The organism is Mycolicibacterium aubagnense (genome assembly GCF_010730955.1).
Lineage (GTDB): Bacteria > Actinomycetota > Actinomycetes > Mycobacteriales > Mycobacteriaceae > Mycobacterium > Mycobacterium aubagnense.
In genome coordinates this window covers 68,279-92,731 of sequence record NZ_AP022578.1, presented here as the reverse complement: position 1 = coordinate 92,731, position 24,453 = coordinate 68,279, and the positions used below count along the sequence as shown (strand labels likewise).

Here is a 24,453-nt window from a genome sequence, read left to right as displayed (position 1 = left end):
CCCGGCCCGAACTTCGCTGAGTGCTGCCGGATCAGATGGATCACTGACCAAATGGGTTGCGCCTGACTGCCCTCATCGTCGCCGCCGCCGCGGCCGACGGCCACACCGAGACCATCCTTGAGCGCGTCGCCCAGCGCGGCATGTGGCCCGACGCCGCGCGCCGGTGGTGCACCTCCGACCACAAGCGCGGCCCGATCCGCACCGTGATGACCAAGCTGGTCGCCGAACTGCGCGACAGCGGCCGCGTCACCGGCCGCCCAGTGCGCCTACTCAAAGTCATGGGGTTGCGCGCCGAGGAAAGCAGCGCCCGCGCCCGACGCGCCGTCTACACGGCCAACCCGTCGGCATCCAATGGCCGCCGCCGCGTCGACGAGTGGTACCCCATCCACCACCTCACCGTGACCGAAGTCTGGGAGCGCATCGCCGCCGCCGGCACCCGGGCACACCCCGCCTACGCCGCAGGCATGACCCGCCTGTCGTGCCGATTCTGCGTCCTCGCATCCCGCGCCGATCTGGTGTGCTCCGCGCGCCTCAACCCGATCCTGGCCGACCGGTACGCCGCGGTCGAGGAAGCCGCCGGTCACCGCTTCCGTGCCGACCTGTCGATGGCCGACATCATCGCCGAGGCACGCGGCCTACAGCCCCAGCTCGCACTCCTCGACCTAGCCGACATCGCCTGAAGCGGTCGTATCTGCTGCTGTCCGGCGGATCGAGTCATTGACCGCCAGGGCTGGCGATATCACCACAGTTTGAGCTCAGTGCCCAACAGTGCTGCCTCAACAGCGACCGCGTCCCATCCATGGCGCACCGCAGCGCGCAGCGCCACCGAGCGCTCCCGCCGCTCCTGTAATCCATTACTGGGCACGACCGCCCGACCCCCGCCGCGCCGCATCCGAGCCATCCTGGTCATGTTGTCGCGCTGACTGCCTGCCACCACGTGCTGGCGCAGACTCCCCGGGCTGCTGATCTTCACGCACAGCGGGATATCGCACTCGTGCAGCGCCAGCACGGTGCCCTCCAGCGGACGCCCCAGCGAGCGAGCCAACGCGTATCTGTTGGGCCGCACGCACAATTCGACACCATCGCGGTAGATGCACAACCGCCCATAGCCGTCCTTGCCGATCGCGCCCGCGAAAATGTCACAGTCAGCCTCCGTCGGCCCCCGCACGATGAAACTGTCGAAACGCGCGCACTCCGCCCGGTGAATGAACGTAGCGACCCACAAGGCAGAAGCCATGGCAACCCGCATTCCCGCACAATAGGCATCGGCACCGACAAGCCGGACTGTCCCAACACATTTGGACACAGGTCCCGACCGTTGGTCGCAGCGCCCCCGCTGGACACGACAATCGTGACTGGATGTCCACGAGCCGCCGGCGCCCGGTCAGCTCAGCGATGACGTCGCGGCCGCCGGACGTCTGCCCCCTGTGAAAGCGGCCATCCACTACGTCGATTGCGTAGCGACCAGTCGTTGAATGGCCGGTCGCGTGCCGCGCCCGGCCATTCATGCCGTAGGCCCAGCGGTCGACGCGCCCGCCAGGACCTCACCTAGTGCTTCCGCGCCCGAGCCGTTGGCGCCGCCAGCTCGCGTGCCGGCCTCTCCGCCAACCTCCTGGCCCGCGCCGCCACCTAGTGCGTCCGGCGCCGCGCCGACCCCGTCGGAACCCGCGCCCACATCGTCGCTGACCAAGGTCGCCCCTGACGCGGCGACCTTGGTCAGCACACGCAGTTCCGCGACCGGCACGCCCACCAATTCGCTGATCGCGGTGAGTGTTTCGCCCCGATCCTGCATCCGTCGCAATGCCGTCGCCGCCTCGCTGCGACGTTCATCCCGACGCCGCTCAGCTTCGACCCGCACTTCGCGCAGCTGCTCCGCTTCCCAGGTATCGACCGCCCCGACCTTTCCGAGCTCGACCATCACCACGGCCGCATCTTCAACGTTGTCGCGTTCGCGCTTCACCCGCTCGGCGTTGGCCTGGGCTTGCGCTTCTTTGATTTTCCGGCGCGCTTGCGCCATCGACTTAACTTCCATGTCCCGCACCCTAGAACCGCCGCGCAATCCATCTCCAGCAACGCAACCAACTTCGCCGTCCGTCAGTTGTTGTCGTCCCCGCGCCTTTTCGTGAATCCCAACTCGCCGCCCCGTTCACAGTCAACCCACAGAAACCGATTACCGGTTTCCATTTCCAGGAACCTCACAGCCCCACCAGAAACGACACACCTCTTGCATTAAGGTCACGTTTTGGTAACAACCACCGGGGTGTTGATGGAAACCGGTGCGCCCCAGTTCATAACGTCCGGCCTGATGGGAGACCAACGGCCGTGATGTCCTTGCACAAGCTGACCGCCGGAGACGGGTACAAGTACCTGATCCGGCAGGTCGCTGCTGTCGACGCCACCGAACGCGGCCGCACCAGCCTGTCGGACTACTACACCGCCAAAGGCGAAACGCCCGGCCGCTGGGTCGGCTCCGGGCTGGGCTCGTTGACCGACACCGGAGCCCGCTGGGTACCGACCGAAACCCTCACCAAACTCTGGACGGTTGACGCCGGCTCAGAGGTCACCGAAGCACAGATGGAGGCCCTGTTCGGGGAGGGCTACCACCCCAACGCAGAAGCGATTTCGCTGTACGTCACCGGACGAGGCATGCACGGCCGCGCGGCCCAAAACGCGGCCAAACTCGGTCGCGAGTTCTACATCGGCGACGACGACAACGAATTTCTTCGCGCCCTGGCCAAGGCCTACCGCGAACACAACAACGCAGCCGGACTGCCCGGCGACACCCCGATCGCCGCGCCCGTACGCGCCACGATTCGCACCACCATCGCGCGCGAAAAGTTCGCCGAACAATACGGCCGCGCGCCCGCCGACGACCGCGAATTGTCAGGCTTCCTCGCCCGCGAAACCCGTACGCGCACAACCGCCGTCGCCGGATACGACCTCACATTTTCGCCGGTGAAGTCCGTCTCGGTGCTGTGGGCGGTCGCCCCGATGGATACCGCGCGCGAGATCGAAGGCGCCCACGATGCGGCGGTTGCCGAGTCCCTGGCTTGGCTCGAAGGTCAGGCGGCGCTGACGCGCTCGGGCACCAACGGCATCGCGCAACTGGACACCACCGGCTTCATCGGCGCGGCGTTCACGCACCGCGATTCGCGCGCCGGCGACCCTGATCTGCATACGCACGTGGCCATCTCCAACAAGGTCGCCACCGTCGATCAGCACGGCGTGGTGCGCTGGCTGGCGCTGGACGGACAGCCCCTGCACCGGTTCGGGGTGGCGGCCTCGGAGTTCTACAACACCCGCCTAGAGGCGCACATGGTGCGCCGCGTCGGGGTCCGATTCAACGAGGTCAACTCGAACCGTCGCGGCAAGCGCCCAGTCCGCGAAATCGTCGGCGTCCCGGCCGAACTCAACGACGCGATGTCCTCGCGGCGCGCCGCGATCACCGCCCGCAAGGCCGATCTGGCCAAGCAGTTTCACGCCGCACACGGCCGCGAGCCAACGATGGCCGAGTCGATCGCCCTCGATCAGCAGGCCACGTTGGAGACCCGCGAAGCCAAGCACGAGCCGCGCTCGCTGGTCGAGCAGCGGCAAGCCTGGTACACCCAGGCCGTCGAGGTTCTCGGCGATGTGCGCGCCGTTACCCGCATGCTCGGCGCGACGTTGTCCACGCCGGCCCAGCAGGTCGAGGTTGCCACCGACGCGTGGATCAGCGACCGGGCACGCGAGGTCATCGCCACCGTGTCGGCGGCCCGCGCGACCTGGCAGCGCCACCATGTGCTCGCCGAGGCGCAGCGGATCATCCGGGCCACCGGGCACGCTGCCGATACCGACTTGGCCGAGAAGATCAGTGACGCCGCGCTCTCGGAGCCGTTGTCGGTGGCGCATGCGCGGATCAGCGACGGGGATCTGTCCGAGCCCGAACTGTTGCGGCGCCGCGACGGTGCCAGCGTCTACACCCGCCACGGGGCGGCCATGTTCACCTCGGCCGAAGTGCTCTCTGCGGAGCGGCGGATCATCGCCGCGGCGCACCAGCAGAGCGGCCGGGCGATCAGCGACGCCGATGTTGAACTGGCACTGGCGGATTCGGCAGCGCGTGGCAAAACGCTCAATCCTGGGCAGGTTGCCCTCGTTGAAGAGATGGCCACCAGCGGCCGAAGTCTCGCGCTGGCGCTCGCCCCGGCCGGCACCGGCAAGACCACGGCGACGGCGGCCCTGTCGCACGCCTGGCGTACCTCCGGTGGTCAGGTGATCGGTCTGGCTCCCACCGCCGCCGCCGCGATCGAGCTGTCCACCGACTTGTCCGCGCCCACTGACACCCTCGCCAAGTACGCCGACCTCGCCGCCGGACGAACGTTGTGGACCGCGCCGGAATGGTTCGATCAGATCACCCCCGAGACGCTGCTGATCATCGACGAGGCCGGAAAAGCCGACACCCTCGCGCTGGACGCGGTCATTTCCCACGCGATCGCGCGCGGTGCGACGGTGCGCCTGGTCGGCGACGACGCACAGCTCGCGTCGGTGTCGGCCGGCGGTGTCCTGCGCGACATCGCGGCCGAGACCGACGCGCTGACCCTCACCGAATTGGTGCGGTTCGTCTCGCCCGCCGAAGGCGCTGCGACACTGGCGCTTCGGCGCGGCGACCCGATGGGACTGGGCTTTTACGTCGACAACGGGCGCGTCCACGTCGGCGCCGAAGAGACCGCCGCGGACATGGCATACCGCTCGTGGGCCGCCGATCTGGACGCCGGCCGCGACAGTGTTCTGCTCGCCCCGACCAACGACATCGTCGATGCGCTCAACGAGCGGGCCCGCCGGGATCGGCTCGCCGCCGCCGAGCCCGGCACGCTGCACGGGCACGAAATCGTGCTCGCGGACCTGCTGCACGCCTCCCCCGGTGACATCATCCGGACCCGCAAGAACGCGCGGCATCTGCGGTTGAGCCGCACCGACTTCGTGCGCAACGGCTACCGCTTCCAGATCATCGAAACCCACGAAGACGGCGCCATCGACGCCAAGCATCTGGGCACCGGCCGGATGGTGCATCTGCCCGCAAAATACGTCAAAACGCAAGTCACCCTGGGCTATGCGTCCACCATCGACTCCGCCCAAGGCCTCACTGCCGGGCACGCCTGCCACGTTGTCGGGGCGGGGTCGCTGTTCCGTCAGTTGCTGTACGTGGCCATGACCCGCGGCCGCGTCGAGAACCACATTTACCTGTCCACCGCCGAGTCCGACCCGCACCGGGTGCTCGCCCCCAAGGCCACGCACCCCGAGACCGCCGTGGACGTGCTGTCCAAAGCACTCGCCCGCGACGGCGCCCAAATCTCGGCCACCACGGCCGCACGCGACGCCCTCGATCCGTTCAAACGACTTGGCCCAGCAGCCGAAATGTACGACGACGCGCTCGGCACCTTCGCCGAAAACCTCGCCGGCGCCGACACGATGGCCGCGATCGACGCCGCCGCCGACGAGCTCCACGCCGGACTGACCGGCATGCCCGCCTGGCCCACGTTGCGCAAGCACCTGGCCACCGTCGCGGTCAAGGGCCGCGACGCCGTCGCGGCCTTGCAGGAGGCCGCCGGCCGCCGCGAACTGGGCACCGCCGCCGACATGGCTGCGGTCCTGGACTGGCGCCTGGACACCGCCGGTGAGCACTCCTTGGGCATCGGGCCGCTGCGGTGGCTGCCCTCCATTCCCGAGCAGATGGCCGCGATCAACCAGTGGGGCCCCTACCTAGCCAACCGTGACGCCCTGATCACCGAACTGGCGAACGACATTCGCGCCCAAGTGGCCAGCTGGACACCCTCGACCGCGCCCGCCTGGTCCAAACCGATCCTGTCCGCCAACCCTCAACTGGCCGCCGAAATCGCGGTGTTCCGCGCCGCACACAACGTCGAAACCGAAGACACCCGACTGCTCGGCGCACCCCAATACGCGGCGCGGCCCCGCAAGATTCAACTGCTGCTGGAAAAGCACGCTGTCGAAGCGATCGCGCAACACAACCCCGACACGCGCCGCTGGGAACGGCTCATCGACCACATCGACCCGCGCATCCGCACCGACGCCTACTGGCCGCAACTGGCCGTACGCCTGGCCCAAGTCGCCCCCAGCCGCCCCGACCTGGCCACGCTGATCACCACGGCGGCCGAAGCCGGCCCCCTGCCCGACGAACTGCCCGCCGCGGCGCTGTGGTACCGGCTCGACGGGGAACTTTCCCCCATCGCCACCCTGGACACCACCCACGCTCACCTGCGCCCGCCCTGGACACGCGAGCTGCACAACAGCTTCGGTTCCGCTGCCGCACAGGCGATCACAGCCGACGAAGCCTGGCCGGCATTGGTTGCCGCCATTGCTGCCGCCGATCCCCGCCGCTGGACCGCCACAGATCTGCTGCACGTCGCCGCCGAACAGCTCGCCGACGCCGACCCCGACCGAACCATCCCGACGTACCACTACGCCCGGCTGATCACCTACACCGTGGACCTGCTGTGCACCCCGCACCAAGCTAGCGCCGACCTGCCCGAGCACCCGCCGCTGTCCCTCGAAGAAGAGGAACTTCTCCCCCACGACCCCGAGGCCCCATGGATCGACATGTCCGCAGAACCGCACCCCTACCACGACGTCGAGCCCTGGCCTGACCAAGCAGACCACCCCGCCAACGATGCCTCGGTCATCGACTTCAACGACCTATCGCGCACCCGACCGGCAGTCCCGGCCGTGCCCGTCGCGGTGTCCAACGTCTATCTGCTGCGCGACCAATACGCCGCCACCACAGCTCATTTGGCCGCTCTCGAACGCGACGTCGCGATCTTCAACGGCCCGGCGATGCGCGCCGCCGCCGAGCAGATCAGCGCCATGCGCGAACGCGCCGACGCGGACCGCCCCTACCTGATGGCCGTCCACGAAGTCATCGCAGCATGGGCCGACGCCGACCACGACTACGACGAAGCCCTCACGTTCCACGCCTGGACCCGTGACCAGCTCGCTGCCCTGCACGCCGACCCCGACGCCGACGAACTCGACATCACCTCCGCGCGCGGCATGGTCGAGCTCGCGGCGATGCGCTTGGGCACCACCCCCGCCGAGCGATACCAGCCCCAACTGGCCGCCGCGCACGCCGCCCGCGCCGAAGCTGCCGGCGGCGCGCAGAACATCATCAGCAACCACGACATCGACAACTTCCTCGCCGAACTTCATGCGCGTGATCTCGAAATGGTCGACCAGGCCCGCTACGACAACCAGCTGGTACGCAAGCACCTTGACGCCGCTGAACGCACCGTCGCAGCCGCCTTCGCCGACGCCGAAACCCGCACCGCCGAGCATGTCGCCGCCCAAATCGATGACCTGGACACAGAACTACGCGTGCTCGACGTCGCCGGACAACATCAAAGCGCCCGGGCGCTGCGCATCGCCCCCACCGCGACCGCCGGCCTGACGGACAACACCGCCGCGGCGCTGCGCAGCATCGCCGAACTACCGTTCACGGTGAGCGTCGTGCACGCGCACCCCGACACCGAACGCACGACCGCGCTGCACATCCTGCACAGCGCCGCGACCGATGCTGGCCGAAAAGTGTTGTGGTGCGGCCCGACCGAGGAACAAGCCGCCGCCGCCCAGCGCGACAACCTCGCCGACGGCGCCACCACCATCGACGCGGCCCACGCCGAATTCACCAGTGACAGCGCCAGTGCAATGCCCGCCGGTGGCCTCATCATCGTCGACCACGCGCAGGCCGCCCAACCAGAGCAGATCGCCGACCTCGCCGAACACGCGGCACAAGCCAATGCCGGTCTGATCCTCATCGACACGAGCTCCGGCACGTGGCCGCCCGAACCGGCGGACCGCATGATGAAACTGCTCTCGGCTGAGTTGCCGTGGAACCGCGCCCTGACCACGGCCCCGTCGGTGGCCACCAGCCACGCCGGCGCACCCGACCTCGATCCCGTCGTGGCCCAGCTGCGCCGCGTCACCCCCGACGTCCTCACCGACCAGCTGCGCGACGCGCTCGAGCACGCCGACCGGGTTCGCGCCGAGAATCTGGCCGCCTACCGGCGCCACCAGGACGCCAACTGGCTGCGCACACGCAGCCATAATCAAGGTCTGCAGCGCACCCAAGCCAACACCGTCGACCTCACCGACGACTAGCGGCGAAGCCAGCTACTGCCACCGGCGCTAGTAGCCCACTGCTGGCAGAAAGCAAAGAACCCGGGTCGACCGCAGGGGTCGAATACCGGGCTCTTCAACGTCTTTAACCGGGTCACGCAAGGCGTTGTACCGGTCTGTGTGCTTCCAAATAGTACGGGCATTCCTGAAAGAAACCCAGTATCCGATGGTCGCGAGCCACCGAGCGAAAACGTAGGTTTCCTAGGCGAAATTCGCACTCGCGAGCAGCCTAACGCCAAGCGCCAAGATGTATCGTCGGCCGTTTCAAAGGTGAGTTGCGGTGATTTCTCGACAGCAATACCGTCCCGAGCCATGGACGCCAATCGCATACACAGCCGGATCAACTACGCCCGGTGCAACCTTCAGGCGCTCGGCGACAAACTCGCCGCGGCCGACTATGTCAACCTAACGGCGCAACTCGACGCACTCGAAAAGCAGCCCATATACCCAGGATTCAAAGCACGCTATCTGTTCGGCCGCGTCCTGCAGGTAGAGCGTCAGTTCATTGCCGCTGTCAAGCGTCGGAGCGCATCAACCTGATCGCTCGCGCATTTCAGTCCGATAGCGTTGCAGGACACCATTTTCCATATGCACACCCCTCCGTGCCTTCGCCCCAGTCAGAGTTAGGCATCAGAGCGCTCGATAACGCCCATCAGCTGTTAGCAGGGGCGCCCCCGTCGAGCTAAGGAAAGCCCGTTTCAGTGCCTCGAGGTCCTCGACCAGAATGAAGTGGGACAACGGCACCAGCTTCACCAGACTCAAGGTTTCGTCGCGAGCAGCGGCGACGGGCCGGCCGTTGGTGCGGCTGAGGGTGCGATACCCCCGCGCGAAGGGACCCAGTGTGAAGCCCGGGGCAACGAGTTCGGCCGTCCACGGCAAGTCCAGGTAGTCGAGGTCGAGGTCTTCGCGTATCCCGTCTCTGAGTATTCTATCGCCAGTTTGGATTGTTGCAGTGCGTCCCAATGAGCGCAGAGAACGACGACTTTGTCGTACCAACAGTGATCATCGAGCGGTGCAACAGCTATTCGGGTCCCGGGTGGGCCACCGAGCTGGTCACGATATCGACGAACGCCAGACAGTGTTCAATGCCGCCGCTCAAGTGCAAGTCCCAGGCGTACTGTCCGCACACGGGTACGATTACTATCTAGGTACGTAGATAGTGGCAGCGGAAACAGGCTGAGGTGCAACGCTGATCGCTGACACCGCGAGCGGAGATGAGGGGCGAGCGTGCGGGTGCGAGGATTCGGTGAACTTGAGGCGGTCATCATGGACCGTATGTGGAATCGGGACCCGGGCGCGCCAACGACGGTGCGTGAGGTGTTCGACGAGCTGGCCAGCGAGCGGGACATCGCCTACACGACGGTCATGTCGACGATGGACAACCTGCACACTAAGGGCTGGCTGACCCGTAAGCGTCAGGGCAAGGCCTATGACTATTGGGTGGCGCTTACGCGTGAGGAGTACACGGCGCGCATGATGCACAACGCGCTCGACGGCGGCGGTAGCAGCGAATTGGTGCTCACGCATTTCGTGGAACAGATGAGTCCTGAGGAATCTGCAGGACTACGCGCGGCATTGCGGCGTCTGGCCAATCGGGCGGCCACGCAGTGAGCACGGTGGTGTGTCTGCTCGGGTATAGCCTCGTGGTCCTCGTTCTCGGACCTCCGGTGTTGCGGCGGCTGACCGCAAGCGGACCGGCTCCCCGGCTCGGGGTAGCGGCTTGGCTGAGCGCGATCGTCAGTGTGCTCGCGACGTGGGCGGCCACGACGGCGATTATTGCAGCCCAACTGATCGGCCATTGGGGCCATCTGGATCGGCTCATCGTGATGTGTCTGACGTGGCTGTGCCGTGCGGTTAGCGGTGGCGTGAGCGGGGTGGGGCAGGCGGTCGTAGGCGGTGTGCTGGCCGCGGCAGCGGTGGCTGCGGTCGTCGCCACGATACGGCTGGTCCGCGCCGTGGGTGTGCTGCGTCGGCGTGCCCGTCAGCACGCCGAGGACGTGCGGCTGGTGGGGCGCGGTACCTCTGACGACGGCGTCGTGGTGATCGATGTGCCGCGGCCGGCGGCCTACTGTGTGTCCGGTAGCCCGCCGGCGATCGTGTTCACCAGCGGGGCGCTCGATGTGCTCGATGAGCGGGCGCGGGCGGCGGTGTTGGCTCACGAGCGCGCCCACCTGGCCGGGCACCACCTCGCGGTGATGACATTTCTGCGTGCCGTGGCCCGGGTGTTTCCGGGTGTCGCGCTGATGGCTGAAGGCGCACAGCAGGTTTCGCGGTTGCTGGAGATGTGCGCCGACGATGCAGCGGCCCGGCGCCATGGCGGTGCGGCACTGTTGTCCGGGCTGATCGCATTGTGCGGAGCGGCGCCCGCCGAGGCGCTCGGTGCTGCCGATGTCGCGGTGCTCGATCGCGCAGAGCGTCTCGCTGGGCCGCGCGCACCATTTGGCGTCGCCACCCAGATTGCGCTGGTATCGGCGATCGTGCTGGCGGGCCTCGGGCCCGTGATGATTGGTGCCCTGGCGGCTACCGGCGTGAGCTTGTGCATGGGGTAACCACCCCAACCACCGATGTACATGTAGACATCCACCCCCGTTCGACCGAGGAACCACCACAACCCAAGGACAGGCGGTACCGGGCATGGCCATCAGTGACACGCAGTGCGCAGATGATGCGCGTCTCCGCAACCCGATCCCGAACCTGGGGCGGTGAGTCCCATGTATTTTGGTCACCTGAGCCGGCGGGCGGCGCTGGCCACGATGGGTGCTGGCGTGGTCGCAGCGGCGGCGTACGTGCTGCGCGGGTTGGTTGAATCACCACGGTCGGCGGTGCGCCTGGCCGACGGCGGCTCGATGATGGGGGTCCGCGGCACCGACATGGCTCGGTACATGGAGATGTTTAACCGGCACACCGAGCTACGCCGCACCGTTGACGACATTCCCGGCGGGGTCCGCACCACCACCGAATCGGACGCCCCGGAATTGGCCGCCCAGCTCAAGGCCCACGTGTCGAGCATGTACGGCCACCTGGCGCAGGGCTCGGAAGTGATGTGCATGAGCGAGAGCCTGCCGACCTTGTTCCAGAACGCACGCGGGTACCGCCGCCAGCTGACGTTCACCGCGGCCGGGGTGGTGGCCGAGGAAACCTCTGATGATCCCCAGCTCGCCGAGGCGATCCGGGCCCATGCCCGCGAGGTTAGCGGGTTCGTGCGCGACGGCATGCCGGCCATGATGGGTGGTTCGGGGGGATGATGGGGCCAGGCTCAATGATGGGCCCGCGCTAACGCCGCCCCGGGATGCGCCGACGCGTCGCGACGGTGTTGGTACAGCCTGCAGACGCCGGAACATGGAGTGCATAAATGAGACCGAAGGCGACGGCACATGACCGCTTCTGATGATCGCTTGAGTAGGTGGAACCGGTACTGGGATAAGAAGTCCCGCAATTACGACCGGGAAATGGGTTTCTTCGATCGACACGAGCCTGTCAAGTTTTCTGTGTAAATCGCCTGTCTGATTGTCCGTATGTGAGTTGTTGTGGTGCTTACAGATAACGTTCGATGCGCTCTGGGTAGACCAGTGCGAGTTGCTCGAGTGCCTTCTTCCAGTTGGTGACCACCTGTCCTTCCACGAGGCGTCCGGGGGCTGTGCGGCCCTGTTTCTGGCCGCGTTCCTTGGCCCGCTGTGCAGCGCGTTTGTCTTCGATGTTGCAGATCGCCAGCCACAGCAATTTCACCGCCGAGGCATCGTTGGGAAACTGTCCGCGGTTCTTGATGATCTTGCGCAGCTGATAGTTCAACGACTCGATCGAGTTGGTCGTGTAGATCACCCGGCGCAGCTCAGGCGGGAACGCCAAAAACGGGATGAACTGCTCCCACGCGCGTTCGAAAACCATTGTCACCGTGGGATTTTTCTTCCCCAGCTCCGAGGCGGCGAACGCGTCCAACTCGACGCGGGCAGCGTCGGCATCGGGTGCGGTGTAGATCGGCTTGAGCGCCGCGGCCACGGCCTTGCGGTCGGCATAGGACACGAACCGCAGCGCGTTGCGGATCAGATGCACCACGCAGGTCTGCACCGCGGCCTGCGACCAGGTCGCGGCGATCGCCTCCGGGAAGCCCGTGAGCCCGTCGCAGCACACGATCAGCACGTCCTTGACACCCCGGTTGGCCAGGTCCGCGCACACCGACGCCCAGAACGATGCGCCTTCGTTGGGCTGGACCCAGATGCCCAGGACGTGCTTGACCCCGGCCATGTCGACGCCCACAGCGATGTGCGCGGCCTTGTTGCGGGTGTGGCCGCCGTCTTTGACCTTCACGATCATCGCGTCGAGGTAGATCACCGGATACAGCGGCTCCAACGGCCGGCGCTGCCAAGCCAGCACCTCATCGGAGATCTCGTCGACGATCTTGGAGATCGTCTCGTGCGACACCTCGGTCCCGATCGTCGATTGAAGATGAAATTGTATGTCCCGCAACGTCATTCCACCCGCATACAGTGAAACGATCATGTCATCGAGACCACCGATACGGCGGGTGCCTTTGGGCACCAGCGTCGGGGTGAACGAGCCATCGCGGTCCCGCGGCACATCCAGGGGCACCGGGCCGGCCTCGGTGAGCACAGTCTTGGGTGAGCTGCCGTTGCGGGCGTTGGGCAGCACCCGGCCGGCCGGGTCGCCCTTCTCATACCCCAGATGATCGGTCAGCTCGGCGGCCAGGCCGCGTTCGAGAGCGAGCTTGATCAGCCCGGGCAGCAGCCCGCCTTCGCCGGTCAGCGCCACCTCGCCGGTATCGATCTGCGCCAGCAGATCATCGACCGCGCCCGACGCCCGAAGCGCCTCGGCCATCTCCACCGTGGAGACCGCCTCAACCAGCACCCCATCCATGTCCTTGCCTGTTGTCACGTCCTGCGATCCTTCCGTTAACAGGACTTACACAGACCATTTGACACGCCCATCGACACCTGTTCGGCAACTCCCGGCAATGGGCCTGCAGCCAGGCCAGCGGCGCTGTCCTGGAGGTCGCGGTCGGCACCGGGCTCAACCTGACCTTCTATCCCGATGACGTCACCGTGACCGGAATCGACTGGAGTCAGGGAATGCTGGACCTGGCTCGACAGCGCGCCGCCAACCTCGGCCGCACGGTCGATCTACGCCAGGCCGACGCTCACCATCTCCCGTTTACCGACGCATCATTCGACACTGTGGTGTGCACGTTCGGGCTCTGTGCGATCCCCGACCACGCGCAAGCTCTCGCCGAGATGACTCGAGTCCTGCGCTCCGGCGGCAACCTGATCCTCGTCGATCACATCGAAAGCAGCTCTGCTCCAGTGCGAATCGTCCAACGACTACTCGAGGGCGTCACTGTCCCCCTTGGTGGGGAACACTTTATGCGCCGCCCGCTCACCCTGATTCGCCGCAGCGCGGCACTGACCGTCACCCAGGTGCAACGCTTCCACCTCGGGCTGGTCGAACGCGTCACCGCCCGGAAAAACTGACAACCCGCGGGTATTCAGACCATTAGGCCACGGACGATATAATCGCTCTGTGGCGATGAATACTGTTCCTGCTGAGATGCAGCGCATCGAGCTGGCTCCGGCGGCGGCGCTGTTTCGGTCGCTGGGCGATCCCACGCGGCTGGCGATTGTGCGACGGCTGTCTGCCGGGCCCGCGCGGGTCGCCGACCTCGTCGACGCGGTCGGGCTGGCGCAGTCGACGGTCTCTAAACATCTTGTCTGTCTTCGGGATTGCGGCCTGGTGACCTCCGATCCGGTAGGCCGATCCTCGGTGTTTCAGCTCGCCCAGCCCGCCCTGATCGACGTGCTCGCCGCCGCCGAGACGGTCCTGGCGGCCACCGGCAACGCCGTCGAACTCTGCCCCACCTACGGCACCGGAGGACAACCGTGACCGACAAAAGCATCGACGAAACAGCGGCCGAGCGGGCCTCACACTGCCAGCGCGGGCCTGCTTGCGCCGATGACTGCTGCGTCCCGGTCACGGTCCCCGGCCATGACGCGGCCTGGCATGCCGCCGCACGCAAAGCCAAACTGCTGTCCTGGATTTCGCTGGGCTACATGGCCGCCGAAGGCATCGTTGCGGTAGTGGCCTCGTGGCTAGCCAATTCTGTGGCCCTGCTCGGCTTCGGCCTGGACTCTCTGATCGAGGGCCTGGCGTCGGTCATCATCGTCTGGCGCTTTACCGGCTCGCGCACCGTGTCCCCGGACGCGGAGGCTCGTGCGCAGAAGGCGGTCGCCGGGACGTTTTTCCTGCTCGCCCCATACATCGCGTATGACGCCATCACCACCCTGATCGCGGGCGAACACCCTCGAACCAGCTGGCTCGGGATCGCGTTGTCGATCACGTCGCTGATCGTCATGCCGATCCTGGGCCGCGCTAAACGCCGGCTGGGCGCGCAATTGGGATCGGCGGCCACCTCCGGGGAAGGAACCCAGAATCTGTTGTGCGCCTACCTTGCTGGCGCGGTGTTGATCGGACTGGTGGCCAACACCGCATTCGGACTGTGGTGGCTCGATCCCGCCGTCGGGCTGCTCGTGGCGGCCCTGGCCGTGCGTGAAGGAATTGAGGCCTGGCGCGGCGAAGAATGCGCCTGCTGATGTGACGCGGTGACCAGCGTCTGCTTCCCGGGACCCGAATTACGCGTCGCGGGGGAAATTGTATGTGCTCGGAATGCTCTCACCAAGCTCCGGCGTGCCGTAGACGACGGCGATCTCATCATGCGGTTTCAACAGGATGGCGGCCGGATTGCCGGTCTGCGGTGCGCCGTTGACGAAGACCCGCAGGCTCTTGCCGTCGGCCGCGCGCAGTGCGCCAATGTTGTTGGCCGACAAGCTAACCTGCCATTCGGAGAAGAATTCGCCGAGGCTGAATTGTCGGTGTGCCGGAGATTCGACGTGGATTACGCCGGTGCTGTCATGGGTGTGTAGCGGGCTGATCGTGCGGTGTGTGCCGTCGATGCCGATGCGGGCCGGCACCGGCACCGCCCGGCCATTGACCAACACGTCCAGGTGGGTATGAACGTGTTCGACCATGCCCTCCTCACCGAGCATCGGCAGGCCTGCTGCGGCGACGGCGGCCGCAGCATCGGTGGGCGCGGGCCACGGCGGCATGCTGTCGGCGCCGGCGGCGACCGTCGCTGGGGAGTGATCGAGGCCGGTCGATGTCGTTGCCGCGTGGTTGCCGTTTCTGGCGGGCAGCCAGATGATCGTCGCGGCCAGCAGCGCCGCCGCGGTGACCGCGAATGCTGCGATCCACACGAGTCTGCTGCGCTGCCCACCCGATCCTAGCTGGGCGAGCGTTTTGCGTTGTGCGCGTTCGGCTTTCGCCATATTGCGTGGTGTGCGTGCGGTACCCATGCGATGCCCTCTCCCGTCCTTGCCGCTCACGTCAGGCCGACACGGGGCCGGCGTCGCGTGAGGGCGCCGAACACAGCGCCGATGCCCCCTCCCGCAGCGGCGATCGCGACTCCCGCGGCCACGATCGCCCACGGCGCGCGTGTAGGGGTGCTGGCGGCCGTCAACTGCGGGCCGTCGGCAGGGGCCGCGGCCTTCGGTGGGCTTGGCGTGTCGATGGCCGCGACCGTTGGATCGGGGCGCCCGGTAGCGGCTGCGGTGACTTTGCCAGCAGGCATCGCGGCGACGGCGGTGCGCTCGTGCATGCCGCCGGGCATCGGGTGGCTGCTCATCACACGATCACCCATGGCGCCGCTGCCCATGGCGCTGCTGGGCATGGGTGCGCCGCTGGGTTTCATCGCGCCGCTTCCCATGGCGCCGCCGGTGGGCATGCCGCCTTTCATGCCACCGCTTTTCATGCCGCCGGCGGTCCCGGTGGGCATGCCGCTGTTCGCCGGGCCGGTCGTGCCGTTGGTGCCCGTTGCCCCAGTGGTGCCGCCGACCGTTGGGTCAGTAGTCGACCCGTCCGCGCCGTGGCCGGTCGTGGTCGTGGGGCCGGTGGTGGTCGTGGGGCCGGTGGTGGTCGATCCGCTGCTACCGGTCGTGGCAGCACCGCCATCGGTGTGCGTCCCGCTGCTGGTGCCGCCAGTGGTGGTCCCGCCTGTTGTGGTCCCGCCTGCGGTGATTCCACTGGTTTGGGTGTGGCCGGTTCCGGTGGTGGTCGCGCTGCCGCTGGTGCTCGTTTCGCCGCTGGACATCTGGCTGTGCGACGCATCGCCGCGAGTGGTGGTCCCACCGCCGACGGTGTCGGCGGCCGGGCTCTGGGCAACCGGTGTCAGCGGTGTGGTGGTGGCGTGCGGTGCCAGGACCGTGGCAGAGGCGAACAAGCCGAGTGCCCCAATGGTCAGCGCTGCTATTTGCGGCCGCAGCCATCGCGTCGCGGTCACCGATACGCCTTCTTTCTTGTGGTTGTCCGTCGGCCAACGTGCCGCGGCGGTCCGTGAATTCGGCTAGGGGGCAAGCAGTTCGGCCTGGTAGCCGAGTTCGGTGATCGCTGCGGTGACCTGTTCGGTGGTGGTGGCGGTGGTGTCGAGTTCGACGGTGGTGCGCGCGTTTTTGACCGAGGTGTGCGACGTGGCGACACCGGGCAGGTCTTCGAGTGTTTCGTCGATCAGCATTGAGCAGCTGGCGCAGTGCATTCCGTCGACGCGGAAGGTGTGGGTGGTCGGCATGTGGTGTGCTCCTGGGGTTTCGCAGATGGTGTCGAGGTTGGTTGGTTGTTAGGTGACGGTGAGGTAGCCGCCGTACATGCCCATGCCGCAGTGATAGGTCAGCTGCCCGGGCTGCAGAACCCCGAGGTCGATGCGGGTGTCCCCGGTGACCGGCAGGATGCGTTCGTCCCCGGTCCGGTCGATCAGGAAAGACCGGATGCAGCCTTCGGCGTTATCGGAGTGCACGGTCAGGGTGGTGGGTATGCCGGATTTCAGTTGGATGTTCTCGGGGCTGTAGCCGCCGGGGCCGGCGGTGATGACCGCGTTCTGGTGTCCGGCGGTGATGGTCACGGTGGCCGCGTCGGCGACGGCGGCCGACCCGGTCAGGCCCAGGGTCCGGCCGAGGTGGCTCGCGGCCAGCGGTGACCCTGCCAATTCCAGACCGCCGTTGAGGGTGAACAGGCCCATCGCCACGACCGCGACACCGGTCGCCGCGGCCAGGCGCCCACTCCACACCGTGGCCAATTTGCGGGCCGCGTAACCGATCAGCGCGAACAGCGGGCTGGTGCCGGCGATGAACACCGCCATGATCAGCGCGCCCTGCAGCGGCGACCCGGACGCCAGGGCCAGCGCCTCCACCGACAGTGTCACCCCGCACGGGATGAGGATCGTGGCCATCCCGAGTAGGGCCGGCGCGACCGCGGTCTGCGAGCGGGCACGGCCTCGCACGAACCGCATCCAGGAGGCGGGCGGTTCGATCACGATGCGCCGAAAACCCGGGACACCCAATTGGGCCAGGCCGAAGCTGATGATGAGCAGGCCGGCGACGATCTGGATCCCGGTGCGGGCCCCGATCGACAGTTGCACCGCTGCCCCGGCCGCCCCCAACAGGGCACCTAAGACGGTGTGGGACAACAGTTTCCCGGCCAGGAATCCGCCCACCGGGGTTAGGTCGTCACGGATCGCCTCCAGCGTCGACCCGCCGGGGCGGGTCCCGGTGGCCGCCTCGGCCGCGGCGACCTCGGTGGCCCGTTGGCGGGTGATCAGTCCGGTCAGCAGCCCGCCCTGCACGGCCGCGCACGACACGCCTCCGGCGAGCAGCCCGGTGATCAATACGGCGGTCAGATTCATTCGTGGTCCTTGTTCGCTTGAGTCGATCAGAATTCGGTTGGGGTGGAGGCGGTGTCAGTTGCGGTTGCGGGCGGCCAGGAAGCCGGTGACGGTGCCGGCGATGCCGATCACCCCTCCCGCGGCCAGCAGGGTGAGCGTGGTGGCCGCGCTGGCCGGTGCCCAATGCTGCACGCCGACCACCACTGCCGCCACAACACCGGCCAGCATGATCGCGGCAGCGGCCGGCACCCACCGTGGCCGCCGGGCGGGCGGTGTTGCCGCAGAACCGGATTCGGGGGTGGCGGTGCTGGTGAACGTGCGTAGTCGCAGGCTGTTGGTCACGACGAAGACGCTGGAGAAGGCCATTGCGCCGCCGGCGAGCATCGGGTTGAGCAGGCCGAGCGCGGCCAGCGGGATCGCGGCCACGTTGTAGGCGAACGCCCAGAACAGGTTGCCTTTGATGGTGCGCAGGGTGCGCCGCGACAACCGGATGGCGTCGACCGCCGAGCGCAGATCCCCACGCACCAACGTGAGGTCGCTGGCCTCGATCGCGGCGTCGGTACCGGTGCCCATCGACAGTCCCAGATCGGCCTGGGCCAGAGCGGCGGCGTCGTTGACGCCGTCGCCGACCATCGCCACGACCGCGCCGCCCTGTTGTAGCCGGGCGACCGTGTCGACTTTGTCTTTGGGCATGACTTCGGCGATCACCTGGTCGATGCCGACCTCGGCGGCCACTGCGCGAGCGACGGCCTCGTTGTCCCCGGTGAGCAGCACCGGGGTCAGGCCGAGCGCCCGCAGGCCGCCGATCGCTTCAGCGGAGGTCGGTTTGACGGTGTCGGCGACCATCAGCACGGCTTGGGCCTGCCCGCCCCAGGCAACCACAACTGAGGTGCGGCCGCGGGTTTCAGCGTCCTGTTTGGCGGCGACCAGCTCCGCCGGCACGGTGATCTCGTAACTGTCCATGAGACCGTCGCGGCCCACCAGCGCGGGCAGCCCGTCGACCTCGCCGGTGACACCGAGACCCTCATGGTTGACAAATCCCGCAACCGTGGGCAGGTCGCCGACCCGTTCGCGGGCCCCGGCGGCGATCGCCTTGGCGATCGGATGCTCCGAAGCATCCTCCAACGCCCCGGCCACCTGCAGCACCTGCGCCTCGGACACCCCGGCGGCGGTGTGCACGCCGATCAGGCTCATCTTGCCGGTGGTGACTGTGCCGGTCTTGTCCAGCACGACCGTGTCGACGCGGCGGGTGGATTCGAGGACCTCGGGTCCTTTGATCACGATACCCAGCTGCGCGCCGCGCCCCGTCCCAACCAAAAGTGCTGTGGGCGTGGCCAATCCGAGCCCGCAGGGGCACGCGATGATCAGCACCGCCACCGCCGCGGCGAACCCGGCCGCCACGCCGTGACCGGTGCCGATCCAGACCCCCAACGTCAGCAGCGCTATCGCGATGACGACGGGCACGAACACCGCCGACACCCGGTCAGCGAGCCGCTGAACCTGGGCTTTGCCCTGTTGGGCTTCGGTCACCAGGCGGGCGATCTGGGCGAGTTGGGTGTCGGCGCCGACGCGGGTCGCCCGAACCACCAGCCGCCCGCCGACGTTGACCGTGGCCCCGGTGACCGCATCGCCCGGGCCGACCTCGATCGGTACCGATTCGCCGGTGAGCATGGACTCATCGACCGCCGAGCCGCCCTCGACGATCACCCCGTCGGTGGCGACCTTCTCACCCGGGCGCACCACGAACCGGTCGCCGACAGCCAATTGTTCTGTCGGGATGCGGATTTCACCACCACCGCGCAGCACTGCGACGTCTTTGGCGCCCAACTCCAACAGTGATCGCAGGGCCGCGCCCGCGCGGCGTTTGGCGCGGGCCTCGAAGAATCGGCCCAGCAGGATCGCCGCGGTGACGGCGGTGGCCACTTCGAAGTAGACGTTGCCGGTGGCATCCCCGCGGCCGGCGGTCAGGCTGAACTCGTGGTGCATCCCCGGTTGGCCGGCGGTGCCGAAAAACAGCGCGAACAGCGACCATAGGAACGCCGCGCCGACACCGACGGAGATGAGGGTGTCCATCGTAGCGGTGCCGTGCCGGGCGTTGAGGGCGGCGGCCCGGTGGAACGGCCACGCGCCCCACACCACGACCGGCGCGGCCAAGGTCAGGGACAGCCACTGCCAGTTGGCGATCTGCAGCGGCGGAATCATCGCCATCGCGATCACCGGGATCGCCAGCGCCACCGACACCTGCATGCGTTGGCGTAGCGAGCGCAGATGCTCATCGTGCTCGCCGGCGCCATCACCGGCCTCGACGGCGGGCGTCGTGGTCGGCGTGGGAGGGGTGGCGGTGTAGCCGGCGTCGGCAATGGCACCGGTGAGGTCAGCGACCGACATCCCGGCCGGGAAGGCCACGATCGCTTTCTCGGTGGCGAAGTTCACCGCGGCGGTCACGCCGTCGATCTTGTTGAGCCGGCGCTCGATCCGCGCGGCACAGGACGCGCACGTCATCCCGCCGATCATCAACTCCACCCGCTCGACGGCGGGTGCCATCGGCGCTTGGGGAAAGGGGTGGGTTTCAGTTGTCTGGTCGGTGCGATCGGTCACGCGCCCTGATCTCTCTGTTCACGCAACTGCGCCAACTCCTTACGTAACTCGGCCACCTCGGCGCTCGTCGTGGACGTACCGGCACAACTCGAGCTTTTGCCTCGCCGCATCGGCCGCACGCAAAAGACATAGGTCAGCACCACCGCCGCGGTGACGATCAGCACCGCGCCCCAGCTTGACATCAGAGCTGGTGCGCCCGTGAGGACTTCAGTTCGGCGATGTCGGCCCGCAGCTGGGCCACCTCACGCTGTTCTGCGTCGGCGGGGCTGTGATTGCCGCGCATCATCATCCACATCATCACACCCATCCCAATCGGGCAGGCCAAAGGCGCCGCCGCTAGCAGAAACTGAGTCATCGTGGCATCCCTCTCGCGTTCCGACCCGTACTTTTGGTGCACCGGATCAACACCGTCTACTATCTCCGTACCTAGATAGTAGACGTTGTCTAGTGTCACCGCCATCGAAGGGACCTCATGCTGAACCGGTTGCGCGTGAGGGCACTGGCTGTCGTGCTGGCCGGTGTGCCGATCCTGGCCGGCTGCAGCATCGGCACGGACGCTGTCGCGCAAGGTGGCACCTTCGAATTCGTCTCCCCCGGCGGCAAGACTGACATCTTTTACGACCCGCCACCATCGCGCCGCGTCATCGGGGACCTCGGTGGCATCGCCCTGATGGACTACCGGCCCATTGCGGTGTCTGACTTTGCGGGCAAGGTCGTCGTCGTCAACGTCTGGGGAGCGTGGTGCGCACCGTGCCGCACCGAAACCCCGGAACTGGAGAAAGTGTTCACTGCCACCGAACCGCTCGGCGTCGCATTTCTGGGTGTAGACGTACGCGACAACCGTGCCACGGCACAGGATTTCGTTACGGACCGCCACGTGATGCATCCATCGATCTTCGACCCCGCGATGCGTAGCGTCATCGCGTTGGGCAAGGGCTATCCGACGAGCGTGGTACCCACCACACTGATTCTCGATCGCCACCGACGCGTCGCTGCGGTGTTCCTCAAAGAACTGCTCGCCACGGATCTGCAGCCGGTCGTCGAACGGATCGCCGCGGAGTCCTGAGGGGCGTCGCATTAGCGGTCCTGCATGACCACACCGGCGCTGGCCAAACGATCCGATCCCGCCAACGCCTTCAGGCGCGACTCAAACCCGAACCAGAGGTTCGATGCGTGCCCCTCTGATGACCACAACCGAATTCCACAGCGCCTGGCTCCACGGGAATAGACGTACCCGAACCCGGCCGCATACACGGTCATCGGCCGCGCCGATACAGCCCTGCCACGGTCTGGCTACCAATGGGCTCGTGGCGGGTTCGGATCAGTGGTGCCAGACTCGGCGGCCTGTGCGGTGAGCAGGACGCGTAGCCATGTCCTGCGAGCGTGGCCGATGAGCCGGCGCAGCAGTGGTCGCGCCAGGGCGTACCCGGCCAGACTGATCGCGAACCCCAGCGTGAGCCCGGCAAGCACATCGCCGGGATAGTGTGCGCCGACGTACACGCGAGCGAACGCCATGAACGCGGCCGCCAGCACGGTGATGATGCCCAGGTATCGGTTCACCAGCCACATTCCCGCTGCGACCGCCGCGGCGATAACGGTGTGGACGCTGGGGAAACCGCCATCGGTGTTGCAGTGCAGGACCACGATGTCGTGCAGCGCATTGCATGGACGGGTCTCGTTCACCGCCAAAGCGATCGGATCGTAGACCACCAGCGCGGCAAGGACGCCCAGTGGCGTCCACAGCGCCGCGGCCATCGCCGCCGGACCGCTGCTCTTGCGAGCGACCCACCAACCGGCGATCATCAGCGCGGCGAACACCAGAATCCCGTTGTTGGCGTATCCGGCGACAACCGGCTGCAGCCACGGAGTGTTCCGGGCAAAACCGTTGATGACGTAGAAGATTCGCGTGTCGAGGTTCATTATGGTCTTTCAATCAAAAGCGGAGCATCGGTGAAGTGGAGCTCGCGCGAATAGTCGAGTACACCGCATCGCGGCGGCCGGTGCCACGATCGGCTATTCGGACAAGCCGGCGCCCCCGGCGCGGTATCGGGTTGAGGGATCCCTGACTCTAATGCGCCCACGCAATGGCCGCCATCATGAGAATTGGATATGAACTACGTGACAACTACGTACTTCGGCCCGATACTCAACCCATGATCTGGACCGTGGAAGCAAACGCAGTCCCGCAATCGGAGGTGCCGTCGATAGGCAGTCGCAGCTGGGCAGGATGGCCGGATGCCCAGAACCTCTGTGCTGCACCGCATACGGGTGCACATTCACGTGGCCAGCGGCAAGAGTTGGGGTGAGATTGGCCCATCATCGGTCCCGCTGGGGCCTGCGCAAGTTGAGTACTCAGCTGGTTCTGGGCGTGTCGGCACTCGTGTCCGCGCTGGTATTGGCTCTTGGCGCGCTATCGATCTACACGCTTCACGCATATGTAACAGCCATGGGCGACAACGCGGTTCGTTCTTCGCTCGCAGTGTTCCAGCATATGTACGACGGGTCGCTCGCCAGCGCAGCGCGCCATGCCGGCCTGGCTGGGTTGACAGGCCAGGCGCCTGGCACGGTCATCGCCGTCATGCGCGGCGGCCATGTCGCTGAGGCGGCGATGTTTACCGATACTGGCCCCGGCCTGCCCCCGATGACTGCGGTGAACTCGCTTGAGTCGTTAAGTTCACTTGCGACGGCCTCGCCGCACACCGTCAGCCTCGGGGAGCTGGGAACTTATCGACTGGCAGGCGCCGATGTCGGCCCCGGCGTGCGTCTGATCTCCGCCGTCTCGATGCACGCGGCGAACCAGATGATCGCAACGAAAACGGTTGCTGTAGTTGTTATTACGATCATCGCCGCGCTGACTGCCGCCGCGTGCACCGTCATCTTGGTCCGACGCGCATTGCGCCCCTTGCATCGGGTCGCGGCCGTTGCTGCTCAGGCGTCTCAAGCGCCGCTGGGCGAAGCCGGTCACCGCATCACGATGCGTGTCCGGCGCGATGACGCGGCCCCTGACAACGAGGTGGGCATTGTCGGGGACGCATTGAATCGGCTGTTGTCCAGTGTCGATGCCGGACTGGTGGCGCGCGGGCGGGAGGAGCGGCGTATGCGGCGCTTTCTCAGTGATGCGAGCCATGAACTGCGCACTCCGCTGGCTTCCATCCGCGGCTACGCCGAACTGACCAGGCAGGATAGCGCAGCGCTTCCTCAGACTACCGAGTATGCGCTGGCACGCATCGAAGCCGAATCCTGCAGGATGACCGCGCTAGTCGACGACATGTTGCTGCTCTCGCGCCTGGATGAGGGACGCGCCCTCGATTTCTCAAGCGTGGAATTGAGTGCATTGGTCAGCGACGCCGTGAGCGATGCCGCCGTTGCCGCGCCGGACCATCGGTACACATCCGAGCTACCGGAAACCCCGGTGTGGGTGCGGGGGGACGCTGCCGCCCTGCACCAAGTGGTGATGAATCTGCTCGCGAATGTGCGGGCACATACGCCGCCGGGCTCCACAGCCGTTGTCTCGCTGCGGGTTTTGAGCGGTGAGAACATCGCTGAACTTTCCGTCTCTGATGATGGCCCCGGCATTGACCACACGATGGTGGGCGACATCTTCGGCAGATTTGTCCGGGCCCGAACACCGGGACCCGAGGGAAGTCCCAGCACCGGGCTGGGGCTGGCGATCGCCAAAGCCATCACCGAGGCCCACGACGGCAGCATCGGCGTCGACGCAAGTCCGGGGCAGACCACCTTCCGCGTGCGCCTTCCCCTGGGCGATCCATCGATGTCGGAGGTGGAGGTGCACCGGTAGCGGCCGCTGCCGAGTCGTCAGATACACGCCGGGTCGGCGCTCGGTGGCATGCGCGAGGGGCGGGCGACGATCAAAGGAGAAGCTCGGTCACGTCAATGTTCCCGGCGCACACGGCGCCCTGCACCCTCGGCGCATACCACTGCACATCGGGCTGCAACGCTGACGCGCCCGCACG

22 protein-coding genes and 3 pseudogenes are annotated in these 24,453 nt (G+C 66.9%); 13 read left to right on the top strand and 12 right to left on the bottom strand.

The features are described 5' to 3' along the window. Nucleotides 1-56 precede the first annotated feature (56 nt). Nucleotides 57-680, top strand: coding sequence for a phosphoadenosine phosphosulfate reductase domain-containing protein (locus G6N59_RS29555; RefSeq protein WP_234884247.1), 624 nt, complete (start codon nucleotides 57-59; stop codon nucleotides 678-680). 59 nt (nucleotides 681-739) lie between these two features. On the opposite strand, the gene G6N59_RS29550 is transcribed toward G6N59_RS29555, so the two are convergent. Further along, nucleotides 740-1,249, bottom strand: coding sequence for a hypothetical protein (locus tag G6N59_RS29550; RefSeq protein WP_179970401.1), 510 nt, complete (start codon nucleotides 1,247-1,249; stop codon nucleotides 740-742). A gap of 255 nt (nucleotides 1,250-1,504) precedes the next feature. Next, a complete protein-coding gene (locus G6N59_RS29545; RefSeq protein WP_138230758.1) occupies nucleotides 1,505-2,017 on the bottom strand; it encodes a hypothetical protein in 513 nt (170 codons plus the stop codon). Nucleotides 2,018-2,325: 308 nt separating this feature from the next. Between G6N59_RS29545 and mobF the strand changes: the two genes are divergently transcribed. Then, nucleotides 2,326-8,148 (top strand): MobF family relaxase, encoded by a 5,823-nt coding sequence (mobF, locus tag G6N59_RS29540; RefSeq protein ID WP_138230757.1) that lies wholly within the window; start codon nucleotides 2,326-2,328, stop codon nucleotides 8,146-8,148. A 330-nt stretch (nucleotides 8,149-8,478) separates the two neighbouring features. Continuing rightward, complete coding sequence (locus G6N59_RS29535; protein ID WP_138230756.1) at nucleotides 8,479-8,706, top strand: hypothetical protein; 228 nt, start codon at nucleotides 8,479-8,481, stop codon at nucleotides 8,704-8,706. 90 nt (nucleotides 8,707-8,796) lie between these two features. Here the strand turns inward: G6N59_RS29535 and G6N59_RS31990 are convergent, their stop codons facing one another. Further along, nucleotides 8,797-9,129 carry an Imm61 family immunity protein gene (locus G6N59_RS31990; RefSeq protein ID WP_163912234.1) on the bottom strand — a complete coding sequence of 111 codons (333 nt, stop codon included), beginning with the start codon at nucleotides 9,127-9,129 and terminating at the stop codon, nucleotides 8,797-8,799. Between the two features lie 264 nt (nucleotides 9,130-9,393). Between G6N59_RS31990 and G6N59_RS29525 the strand changes: the two genes are divergently transcribed. The 4 genes and pseudogenes from G6N59_RS29525 to G6N59_RS31390 form a co-directional block, all read left to right on the top strand. Next, nucleotides 9,394-9,777: a BlaI/MecI/CopY family transcriptional regulator gene (locus G6N59_RS29525; RefSeq protein WP_061005443.1), complete on the top strand. Its 384-nt coding sequence runs from the start codon at nucleotides 9,394-9,396 to the stop codon at nucleotides 9,775-9,777. A 32-nt stretch (nucleotides 9,778-9,809) separates the two neighbouring features. Further along, a complete protein-coding gene (locus G6N59_RS29520) occupies nucleotides 9,810-10,715 on the top strand; it encodes a M56 family metallopeptidase (RefSeq protein WP_234785383.1) in 906 nt (301 codons plus the stop codon). Between the two features lie 162 nt (nucleotides 10,716-10,877). Continuing rightward, a pseudogene (locus G6N59_RS29515) lies at nucleotides 10,878-11,443 on the top strand (hypothetical protein). Between the two features lie 97 nt (nucleotides 11,444-11,540). Beyond that, nucleotides 11,541-11,636 (top strand): annotated as a pseudogene (locus G6N59_RS31390) (class I SAM-dependent methyltransferase); the annotation flags it as partial. Between the two features lie 64 nt (nucleotides 11,637-11,700). Here the strand turns inward: G6N59_RS31390 and G6N59_RS29505 are convergent. After that, nucleotides 11,701-13,056, bottom strand: coding sequence for an IS256 family transposase (locus tag G6N59_RS29505; RefSeq protein ID WP_079890061.1), 1,356 nt, complete (start codon nucleotides 13,054-13,056; stop codon nucleotides 11,701-11,703). Between the two features lie 53 nt (nucleotides 13,057-13,109). Here G6N59_RS29505 and G6N59_RS29500 point away from each other — a divergent pair. The 3 genes and pseudogenes from G6N59_RS29500 to G6N59_RS29490 form a co-directional block, all read left to right on the top strand. Next, nucleotides 13,110-13,649, top strand: a pseudogene (locus tag G6N59_RS29500) (class I SAM-dependent methyltransferase); the annotation flags it as partial. Nucleotides 13,650-13,704: 55 nt separating this feature from the next. Further along, nucleotides 13,705-14,058, top strand: coding sequence for an ArsR/SmtB family transcription factor (locus G6N59_RS29495; RefSeq protein ID WP_061005451.1), 354 nt, complete (start codon nucleotides 13,705-13,707; stop codon nucleotides 14,056-14,058). Then, on the top strand, nucleotides 14,055-14,765 hold the full coding sequence (locus G6N59_RS29490; RefSeq protein WP_191248101.1) for a cation diffusion facilitator family transporter: 711 nt from the start codon (nucleotides 14,055-14,057) through the stop codon (nucleotides 14,763-14,765). The genes G6N59_RS29495 and G6N59_RS29490 overlap by 4 nt, the downstream gene beginning before the upstream one ends. A 39-nt stretch (nucleotides 14,766-14,804) precedes the next feature. Here G6N59_RS29490 and G6N59_RS29485 read toward each other — a convergent pair whose 3' ends face one another. Beyond that, the gene (locus G6N59_RS29485; protein WP_235678779.1) at nucleotides 14,805-15,497 is read right to left on the bottom strand and encodes a hypothetical protein; all 693 of its coding nucleotides are present in this window, start codon (nucleotides 15,495-15,497) and stop codon (nucleotides 14,805-14,807) included. 53 nt (nucleotides 15,498-15,550) lie between these two features. Then, nucleotides 15,551-15,868 (bottom strand): hypothetical protein, encoded by a 318-nt coding sequence (locus G6N59_RS29480; RefSeq protein WP_170212400.1) that lies wholly within the window; start codon nucleotides 15,866-15,868, stop codon nucleotides 15,551-15,553. Here G6N59_RS29480 and G6N59_RS29475 point away from each other — a divergent pair. Then, nucleotides 15,867-16,574: a hypothetical protein gene (locus tag G6N59_RS29475; protein WP_138230753.1), complete on the top strand. Its 708-nt coding sequence runs from the start codon at nucleotides 15,867-15,869 to the stop codon at nucleotides 16,572-16,574. The two genes, G6N59_RS29480 and G6N59_RS29475, sit on opposite strands and share 2 nt — an antisense overlap. Here the strand turns inward: G6N59_RS29475 and G6N59_RS29470 are convergent. The 5 genes from G6N59_RS29470 to G6N59_RS30650 are packed head-to-tail and all read right to left on the bottom strand — an operon-like array spanning nucleotide 16,571 to nucleotide 20,834. Then, nucleotides 16,571-16,792 (bottom strand): heavy-metal-associated domain-containing protein, encoded by a 222-nt coding sequence (locus G6N59_RS29470; protein WP_061006725.1) that lies wholly within the window; start codon nucleotides 16,790-16,792, stop codon nucleotides 16,571-16,573. The two genes, G6N59_RS29475 and G6N59_RS29470, sit on opposite strands and share 4 nt — an antisense overlap. Nucleotides 16,793-16,840: 48 nt before the next feature. Continuing rightward, entirely contained in the window at nucleotides 16,841-17,902 is a 1,062-nt protein-coding gene (locus G6N59_RS29465; protein WP_138230752.1) for a sulfite exporter TauE/SafE family protein, read from the bottom strand. Nucleotides 17,903-17,956: 54 nt separating this feature from the next. Further along, nucleotides 17,957-20,425, bottom strand: a complete 2,469-nt coding sequence (locus tag G6N59_RS29460) for a heavy metal translocating P-type ATPase (protein WP_082761868.1) — start codon at nucleotides 20,423-20,425, stop codon at nucleotides 17,957-17,959. A gap of 50 nt (nucleotides 20,426-20,475) precedes the next feature. Then, complete coding sequence (locus G6N59_RS29455; RefSeq protein WP_162563658.1) at nucleotides 20,476-20,643, bottom strand: hypothetical protein; 168 nt, start codon at nucleotides 20,641-20,643, stop codon at nucleotides 20,476-20,478. Between the two features lie 17 nt (nucleotides 20,644-20,660). Beyond that, on the bottom strand, nucleotides 20,661-20,834 hold the full coding sequence (locus G6N59_RS30650) for a hypothetical protein (protein ID WP_170212399.1): 174 nt from the start codon (nucleotides 20,832-20,834) through the stop codon (nucleotides 20,661-20,663). Between the two features lie 117 nt (nucleotides 20,835-20,951). Here G6N59_RS30650 and G6N59_RS29450 point away from each other — a divergent pair, with 117 nt between their 5' ends. Then, a complete protein-coding gene (locus G6N59_RS29450) occupies nucleotides 20,952-21,545 on the top strand; it encodes a TlpA family protein disulfide reductase (RefSeq protein ID WP_061006721.1) in 594 nt (197 codons plus the stop codon). Between the two features lie 227 nt (nucleotides 21,546-21,772). Here G6N59_RS29450 and G6N59_RS29445 read toward each other — a convergent pair whose 3' ends face one another. Continuing rightward, nucleotides 21,773-22,399: a phosphatase PAP2 family protein gene (locus tag G6N59_RS29445; protein ID WP_061006720.1), complete on the bottom strand. Its 627-nt coding sequence runs from the start codon at nucleotides 22,397-22,399 to the stop codon at nucleotides 21,773-21,775. A 448-nt stretch (nucleotides 22,400-22,847) separates the two neighbouring features. On the opposite strand from G6N59_RS29445, the gene G6N59_RS29440 reads away from it, so the two are divergent. Then, the gene (locus G6N59_RS29440) at nucleotides 22,848-24,278 is read left to right on the top strand and encodes a sensor histidine kinase (protein WP_234785385.1); all 1,431 of its coding nucleotides are present in this window, start codon (nucleotides 22,848-22,850) and stop codon (nucleotides 24,276-24,278) included. The last annotated feature ends 175 nt before the right edge of the window (nucleotides 24,279-24,453 follow it).

Bases quoted from the DNA above. Each gene is read 5' to 3' on its own strand.
- G6N59_RS29550 (WP_179970401.1), bottom strand. From the start codon at position 1,249: ATGCGGGTTGCCATGGCTTCTGCCTTGTGGGTCGCTACGTTCATTCAC.
- G6N59_RS29545 (WP_138230758.1), bottom strand. From the start codon at position 2,017: ATGGCGCAAGCGCGCCGGAAAATCAAAGAAGCGCAAGCCCAGGCCAAC.
- mobF (WP_138230757.1), top strand. From the start codon at position 2,326: ATGTCCTTGCACAAGCTGACCGCCGGAGACGGGTACAAGTACCTGATC.
- G6N59_RS29535 (WP_138230756.1), top strand. From the start codon at position 8,479: ATGGACGCCAATCGCATACACAGCCGGATCAACTACGCCCGGTGCAAC.
- G6N59_RS29495 (WP_061005451.1), top strand. From the start codon at position 13,705: ATGAATACTGTTCCTGCTGAGATGCAGCGCATCGAGCTGGCTCCGGCG.
- G6N59_RS29485 (WP_235678779.1), bottom strand. From the start codon at position 15,497: ATGGCGAAAGCCGAACGCGCACAACGCAAAACGCTCGCCCAGCTAGGA.
- G6N59_RS29475 (WP_138230753.1), top strand. From the start codon at position 15,867: ATGGCGCCGCTGCCCATGGCGCTGCTGGGCATGGGTGCGCCGCTGGGT.
- G6N59_RS29480 (WP_170212400.1), bottom strand. From the start codon at position 15,868: ATGGGTGATCGTGTGATGAGCAGCCACCCGATGCCCGGCGGCATGCAC.
- G6N59_RS29470 (WP_061006725.1), bottom strand. From the start codon at position 16,792: ATGCCGACCACCCACACCTTCCGCGTCGACGGAATGCACTGCGCCAGC.
- G6N59_RS29465 (WP_138230752.1), bottom strand. From the start codon at position 17,902: ATGAATCTGACCGCCGTATTGATCACCGGGCTGCTCGCCGGAGGCGTG.
- G6N59_RS29460 (WP_082761868.1), bottom strand. From the start codon at position 20,425: ATGGCACCCGCCGTCGAGCGGGTGGAGTTGATGATCGGCGGGATGACG.
- G6N59_RS30650 (WP_170212399.1), bottom strand. From the start codon at position 20,834: ATGACTCAGTTTCTGCTAGCGGCGGCGCCTTTGGCCTGCCCGATTGGG.
- G6N59_RS29450 (WP_061006721.1), top strand. From the start codon at position 20,952: ATGCTGAACCGGTTGCGCGTGAGGGCACTGGCTGTCGTGCTGGCCGGT.
- G6N59_RS29445 (WP_061006720.1), bottom strand. From the start codon at position 22,399: ATGAACCTCGACACGCGAATCTTCTACGTCATCAACGGTTTTGCCCGG.